Annotated in this window: 5 protein-coding genes and 1 pseudogene; 5 read left to right on the top strand and 1 reads right to left on the bottom strand. The window is 59.4% G+C overall.

Going from position 1 to position 6,765, the window contains the following annotated elements; all coding sequences use genetic code 11:
* The 5 genes and pseudogenes from Q1B15_RS03525 to Q1B15_RS03505 form a co-directional block, all read left to right on the top strand.
* Positions 1-232 (top strand): annotated as a pseudogene (locus tag Q1B15_RS03525) (histone deacetylase family protein); the annotation flags it as partial.
* Positions 233-603: 371 nt separating this feature from the next.
* A complete protein-coding gene (gene acsA / locus Q1B15_RS03520) occupies positions 604-2,346 on the top strand; it encodes an acetate--CoA ligase (RefSeq protein ID WP_299750231.1) in 1,743 nt (580 codons plus the stop codon).
* The gene (gene pdhA, locus Q1B15_RS03515) at positions 2,343-4,334 is read left to right on the top strand and encodes a pyruvate dehydrogenase (acetyl-transferring) E1 component subunit alpha (RefSeq protein WP_299750228.1); all 1,992 of its coding nucleotides are present in this window, start codon (positions 2,343-2,345) and stop codon (positions 4,332-4,334) included. Before acsA ends, pdhA begins: the two co-directional genes overlap by 4 nt.
* Position 4,335: 1 nt before the next feature.
* Complete coding sequence (locus Q1B15_RS03510; RefSeq protein WP_299750225.1) at positions 4,336-5,529, top strand: dihydrolipoamide acetyltransferase family protein; 1,194 nt, start codon at positions 4,336-4,338, stop codon at positions 5,527-5,529.
* Positions 5,526-5,780, top strand: coding sequence for a phosphopantetheine-binding protein (locus Q1B15_RS03505; RefSeq protein WP_299750222.1), 255 nt, complete (start codon positions 5,526-5,528; stop codon positions 5,778-5,780). Before Q1B15_RS03510 ends, Q1B15_RS03505 begins: the two co-directional genes overlap by 4 nt.
* Positions 5,781-6,055: 275 nt before the next feature.
* Here Q1B15_RS03505 and Q1B15_RS03500 read toward each other — a convergent pair.
* Positions 6,056-6,765 (bottom strand): MBL fold metallo-hydrolase RNA specificity domain-containing protein (locus Q1B15_RS03500; RefSeq protein ID WP_299750219.1); only part of this gene is annotated, 710 nt, incomplete at its 5' end.

Below are 6,765 nucleotides of genomic sequence, written 5' to 3'. Positions count from 1 at the left end.
GAGCCGTATGGCCGCCTTCGGAGCAGATGCCGTCGTTATCGCTCTCGGGCTGGACGCTTACATAGCCGACCCCTTCAAAGGGCTAGCCATAACGACGCCCGGGTTTGCGCGTATCGGTGCTGCCCCTGCAGGCCTGAATGTGCCGACGTTGTTTGTGCAGGAGGGCGGTTACTTGTGTGACGAACTGGGCGATAACCTGACAAGTGTGTTGAACGGATTTCAGAGCGTATGACCCAGCGCGGCATCATTGTCATCGGTGGCGGGATAGCGGGAACCAGCGCTGCCGCAATGCCTGCCAGCGGAGTGCGCGTCGTTTTGATCAAAGCCGACCGTTTCTGGGTCGAAAAGAGCCCTTGCGCATGACGGATGCTCCGGAAACGTCTTGAAAGAGCGAAAAGGGAACGTTTTGTGATCGGGTGAGGTTACGAAACCGCCCTGCCCGCCCCAAGCCGGTTTTGCCTGACAGTGCCCGCATCGCAGCTGCGAGCCGGAATGCAGTCGTCGTTGCCCCTATACTCCCATAGAAATCCCGATGAATTGACCTGCGTCATAGCGCGCCTCAGCAATATTCGATTTTATCACAATAGAAAGGAGAGCTGCGCAATGCATGATAGCAACACCAGAGCGATCGCGCCCGCCGGTGAATCTTCTGGTTCTGATAGATTGGCGGGCAATTTGAAAGACGACAATTGGGCAGAGGCACGGGGCATGATCGATGGCCTCGACGGAGCTTTGAACATGGCTCACGAGGCGCTCGACCGCCACGTGATCGCCGGCCACGGGGAACAGGTGGCCCTGCGATGGCTCGGGAAGGCCGGGGGCAGTCGCGACCTTACATACAGAGAAATGGCTAGCCTGGCGGCTCAGTTCTCGAACGTTCTGGCCAGCCACGGCCTCGGGAAAGGCGACAGTCTTTTCGCGTTGATGGGGCGGGTGCCCGAGCTTTATGCTTGCGCCCTAGGCACACTGAAAGCGGGGCTCGTATTCTCGCCGCTCTTCTCGGCCTTCGGGCCCGAGCCAATTCGGACACGGATGGAGATCGGATCGGCAAAGGTCTTGGTCACCACGGCCTCTATCTACAAGCGCAAGATCGCTGCCTGGCGGCATGAAATTCCCTCACTCGAACTTGTGCTGATAGCGGGAGAGGAGGCGCCTGAGGGCTGCGTCGCGCTTGGCCCCGCGCTGCGTGCGGCGTCGCCGGAGTTCGAGACGGTGCGGACCAATCCCGAGGACCCCGCACTCATCCATTTCACATCAGGCACGACCGGAAAACCGAAGGGTGCAGTACATGTCCACAATGCCGTGCTCTACCACGCTTTTTCCGGCCGCAAGGCTTTGGGCCTGACCCCAGGCACAATCTACTGGTGCACGGCCGATCCGGGCTGGGTCACCGGCACCTCCTACGGAATCATCTCGCCGCTGGTGAACCGAGTGACGATGATCGTGGACGAGGCAGAGTTCGACATAGACCGCTGGTACGGCACGATCCAACGGGAAAAAGTCGAGTCTTGGTATTCCGCGCCCACTGCTATCCGGATGATGATGCGCGCTGGGGCGAAGGCCGCTAAACCTTACGACTTTTCTTCTCTCAGGTTCCTTGCGAGCGTGGGTGAGCCCCTGAATCCCGAAGCTGTGGTGTGGAGTGGGAAGGTCTTTGGCCAACCGTTCCACGACAACTGGTGGCAGACCGAGACCGGTGGGATCATGATCGCGAACCTCCCAGACATGGAAGTGCGACCGGGCTCCATGGGCAAACCAATGCCCGGGATCGAGGCCGGGATTGTCGCGCGCAAGGATGGGATACTGAGTGACCTCGGGCCAAAGGAGATTGGCGAACTGGCGCTCCGGCCCGGTTGGCCTTCGATGATGCGTTCCTACCTCCACGAGCAGGCGCGCTATGACAAATGCTTTGTTGATGGCTGGTACCTGTCTGGCGATCTGGCAATGCGAGACGAGGACGGGTATTTCTGGTTCGTTGGCCGTGCGGACGATCTCATCAAGTCTTCTGGTCACCTAATCGGCCCGTTCGAAGTTGAAAGTGCCCTTATCGAACACCCGGCCGTTGCCGAAGCCGGCGTGATCGGCGTGCCCGACGAGACCGCCGGAGAGGTGGTGAAGGCCTATGTCACTCTCAATCCAGATTTCGAATGGTCTGACGATCTGGAGCGCGATATCCGCGGCCATGCCCGAAAGAAACTTGGGCCCGCCGTGGCGCCCCGCGAGATTCTCTTCCGGAACACGCTGCCCAAGACGCGCTCGGGCAAGATCATGCGGCGGCTTTTGAAGGCGCGCGAACTGGGACTGCCCGAGGGCGACATTTCCACATTGGAGACGGACGAGACATGACTGTGACAGACAAGCCGAAGCTCGACCGAGCGCATGTTTTGACGCTTCTCGGGCACATGATCCGTATCCGGCGTTTCGAGGATAAATGCGCCGAAATGTATACGGAGGAAAAGATTCGGGGATTCCTTCATCTCTATGACGGAGAAGAAGCGATCGCAGCAGGGATCATCCCGGTTCTCGGGCCCGAAGACAAGATCGTCGCCACCTACCGCGAACACGGCCACGCACTGGTACGAGGGGTCTCGATGAACAGGGTTCTGGCCGAGATGTACGGCAAGGTCGAAGGCTGTTCCGGCGGTCGCGGCGGGTCGATGCACCTCTTCGACGCAGAGACGAACCTTTATGGCGGCAATGCCATCGTGGGCGGTGGGCTGCCGCTGGCCGGGGGACTGGCGCTCGCTGACCGAATGCGGGGCGACAATCATGTGACCGTCTGCTTCTTTGGTGAGGGCGCGGTGGCGGAGGGCGAGTTCCATGAGACGCTAAACCTCGCCAAGCTTTGGGGCCTGCCGGTCCTCTTCGTCTGCGAGAACAACGGCTACGCCATGGGTTCGGCCCTCGCGCGGACCGAAGCCGAAACCGACATTCACAAGAAAGCCGCTGCCTATGGGATCGAGGCACATCAGGTGGACGGGATGGACGTGGTCGCGGTTGAAGCCGCGAGCCGGAAGGCGATCCAGCGCATCCGCGAGACCGGCGATCCGGTTTTCCTCGAATGTCAAACGTACCGGTTCCGTGCGCATTCAATGTTCGACGCTCAGCTTTACCGCGACAAGACCGAGGCCGAGGCTTGGCGCAAGAAGGGCCCAATCGTGCGGTTCCAGAATTGGCTTCTGGATAATAAACTGCTCCATCAGGAAGACGTAGACGCGATCGAAGCTCGGGTATCTGACGAAATCGACGAGGCTGTCGCCTTCGCCGAAGCCGGAAAATGGGAGCCGGTGGAACACCTTACCACCCATGTTTTGGGCAAGGCGCCGGAATTTGAACGCACCCCGCCGTCGGGAGAAACCGTCAAGATCACCTATCGCGAGGCGGTCAAACAGGCGATCCGCGAAGCGATGCAGCGCGACGAGCGTGTCTTCCTGATGGGTGAAGACGTCGGTGCCTATGGCGGTTGTTACGCCGTTTCAAAGGGTCTGATGGCCGAATTCGGTGAAGATCGCATCCGCGACACGCCGCTTTCCGAATCCGGGTTCACAGGGGCGGGGATCGGCGCGGCCGCGAACGGTATGCGGCCGATTGTCGAGCTGATGACGGTGAATTTCAGTCTGCTCGCGCTCGATCAGATCATGAATACAGCCGCCACTATCCGGCATATGTCCGGCGGTCAGTTTGGCGTACCACTGGTCATTCGCATGGCAACGGGTGCCGGCAAACAACTGGCAGCGCAGCACTCACATAGCCTTGAGGGCTGGTACGCTCATATACCCGGACTTAAGATCCTCACCCCCGCAACGGTCGAGGATGCGCGCGGTATGCTCTGGACCGCGCTTCAGGATCCTGACCCGGTGCTCATTTTCGAAAATGTAATGCTCTACAACATGACCGACCAGATCGACGCAGCGGCCGGACCGGTGGACATTTCGAAAGCTGCCGTGCGGCGAGAAGGAACGGACTTGAGCCTCATCACCTATGGCGGCTCCCTTTTTAAGACGCTCGAAGCGGCAAATGAACTTGCTGCAGCTGGCATTTCGGCTGAAGTGATTGACCTGCGAACGCTCCGCCCACTCGACGATGCCACCATCCTGACCTCACTCGCCAAGACACGCCGCGCGTTGATCGTAGACGAGGGCTGGCGCTCTGGCTCGCTGTCAGCCGAGATCATGGCCCGGATCATGGAGCAGGGGTTTTGGTCCCTTGACGGCCCGGTAGCACGGGTTTGCTCGGAAGAGGTGCCTATTCCGTACCCAAAACACCTCGAGGACGCCGCAACACCCCAGGTCCACAAGATCGTCTCCGCCGCCAGAGCCGTGATAGGGCGCTGAGATGGGTGTTTTCAGCATGCCATCCCTCGGGGCCGATATGGAGGCCGGGACACTAGTTGAATGGTTGGTCCAGCCCGGCGACAAGGTGCACCGCGGCGATGCGGTTGCCGTGATTGAAACTCAGAAGGGCGCGATCGAGATCGAGATTTTCGAAGAGGGCACTGTGTACCGCCTCGAAGCGAAACTTGGAGAGGAGCTGCCAGTGGGTGCGCCGCTGGCGATCATCTTAGCCGAGGGCGAGACGTCGCCGCCCGACGCCGAACCAGAGCGCAAACCGGAAGCGGCTCCAGAGCACAGGCCCTTTGCTCCCGATGCTCCGGCTGAGCCCACGACGCCCCCGCCGACCACAGTTCCGGTCTCCATGGGAGCACCCGCGGCCTCTCCAGCCGCGCGGGTCCGCGCCCGCGAACTCGGGGTCGATCTCGCATCGATCAAGGGAAGTGGTCCGGGGGGCGTGATCGTCCTGTCGGACATCGATGGCACAGGGACTGGCGCACAGAGCGAACCGAAGTTATCGCCCGCCAGCTCGCCAATGCAAGAGATGCGCAAAGCAATCGCCGCTGCGATGACCCGCTCCAAGCAGACGATCCCACATGTCTACCTGTCGCACACCATCGATATTCAGCCTGCAGTCGATTGGCTGACCGCGCGCAACGAAGATAGGACCCCGGCAGAGCGTCTCCTGCTCGGTGCGCTTTTTGTCCGGGCAGTCGCGCTTGCGGTAAAAAAGGTAAAGGTTCTAAACGGTCATTACTCCGCCGATGGGTTCCATCTGTCGGATACGGTCAATCCAGGCATCGCTGTGGCGCTCAGAGGTGGCGGGCTCGTGGCCCCGGCTCTGATGAATGCCCCTGCGATGACGCTGGACGAGACGATGGCGGGGATGCGCGACCTTGTGACCCGCGCACGTGCCGGACGGCTCAGAAGCTCCGAAATGACCGAAGGAACGCTCACGATCTCAGCTTTGGGCGAGACCGGTTCCGAAATGATGCTTGGCGTCATCTTTCCCCCACAGGTTGCGCTCGTCGGCCTCGGGGCACCCCAAACAAGGCCCTGGATAGTTGACGGGACCGTGGTGCCACGACGCGTCGTGACGATTTCCGTCTCGGCAGACCATCGGGTCGCCGATGGCCGCCAGATCGCCCACTTCATCACCACCTTTGAAACGCTTTTGCAACTCCCGGAGGAGCTATGACTGAGACGGACTTCCGAGCTATCTTCCTCGAAGAACTCACACGTGTCGCTCCAGATATTGATTCTGCCACAGTCGGCGACGACGATCACATTCAGGACGACCTTGGACTTGATTCCATGGACATACTGAACCTTGTCGTCGCGCTTCACGAGCGCCTAGGCGTCAACATCCCGGAGGCAGAGTACATTGAGATCGCGACTCCCGGCCTGGCGGCCCTTTATCTCGCTCGCAATTCTGTCGCGGGCGCCTGAGCCATCACGGTAGGGCCCAGGATTTACCGACGACCAGCAGTCAGCACCTTCTCAACTTCCTCTTGGGATCTTCTTATCACGCCCGCAGCCAAAGGTAGCAGCCAAACGCCACCGGTCAGCTTGGAGCGCCGCGGAGAAGTTCTAAAGACTTAGCTTAGAGCGAAACCGGAGCATGGCGCGCTTCCCTCGTCGCAATAGCATACGTTCGAGTGCACTTTAGCCACCCGATCGGTAACCAGCCCGCCTGCCCTAAAACAGGTTCTTATGAAAACCGCTCAAGCCAGACCAACTTCGTCATGAAGAGCCGGACACTCGACCGACAACCCTTTTTTTTGCAGTGCCTCTTTCATGTCGGGCATTCCTTTGTCGTAGTCCCCGTGAACCAGGAAAACTGTTTTGGGTTTTCCCGTGTGAGACACCCAATCCAGCAACTCAAGCTGGTCGGCATGTGCGGAAAATCCGTTGATTGTATAGATTTGCGCCTTTACCTGAATTTTTTCTCCGTAGATGCGGACATGCTTTGCCCCATCGACGATCTGGCGCGCCAGCGTTCCCTGCGCGGCAAAGCCAACAAAGACAATACTGCTCTCTGAACGCCAAATATTGTGTTTAAGATGATGTCTGATACGGCCACCGGTGCACATTCCGGACCCCGCCATAATGATCGCACCTCCTCTGATGCGGTTGATCGCAATTGAATCTGCAGACTGTCGGGTGAAACGAAGTCCCGGCAGGTCAAACGGATGTTTTCCCGCTCGCATATTGTCACGAAGTTCCACACTGAAGCCCTCGGAATGGCGCCTGAATATCTCGGTCGCTGAGATTGCCATCGGGCTATCGAGAAAGACCGTCAAGGATGCAGGTAGATCACCCCCCTCAATCGCCTTTTTAAGATGGTATAGGATCTCTTGAGTCCGCTCCATTGCGAAGGTAGGGATAACGACATTCCCGCCCTTCGCGATCGTGCTTTCTATCGCGTCTACGA

This window comes from uncultured Boseongicola sp., assembly GCF_937988555.1.
GTDB lineage: Bacteria > Pseudomonadota > Alphaproteobacteria > Rhodobacterales > Rhodobacteraceae > Boseongicola.
The sequence above is the reverse complement of the archived record's forward strand: the minus strand, read 5'-3'. Positions and strand labels throughout refer to the sequence as shown.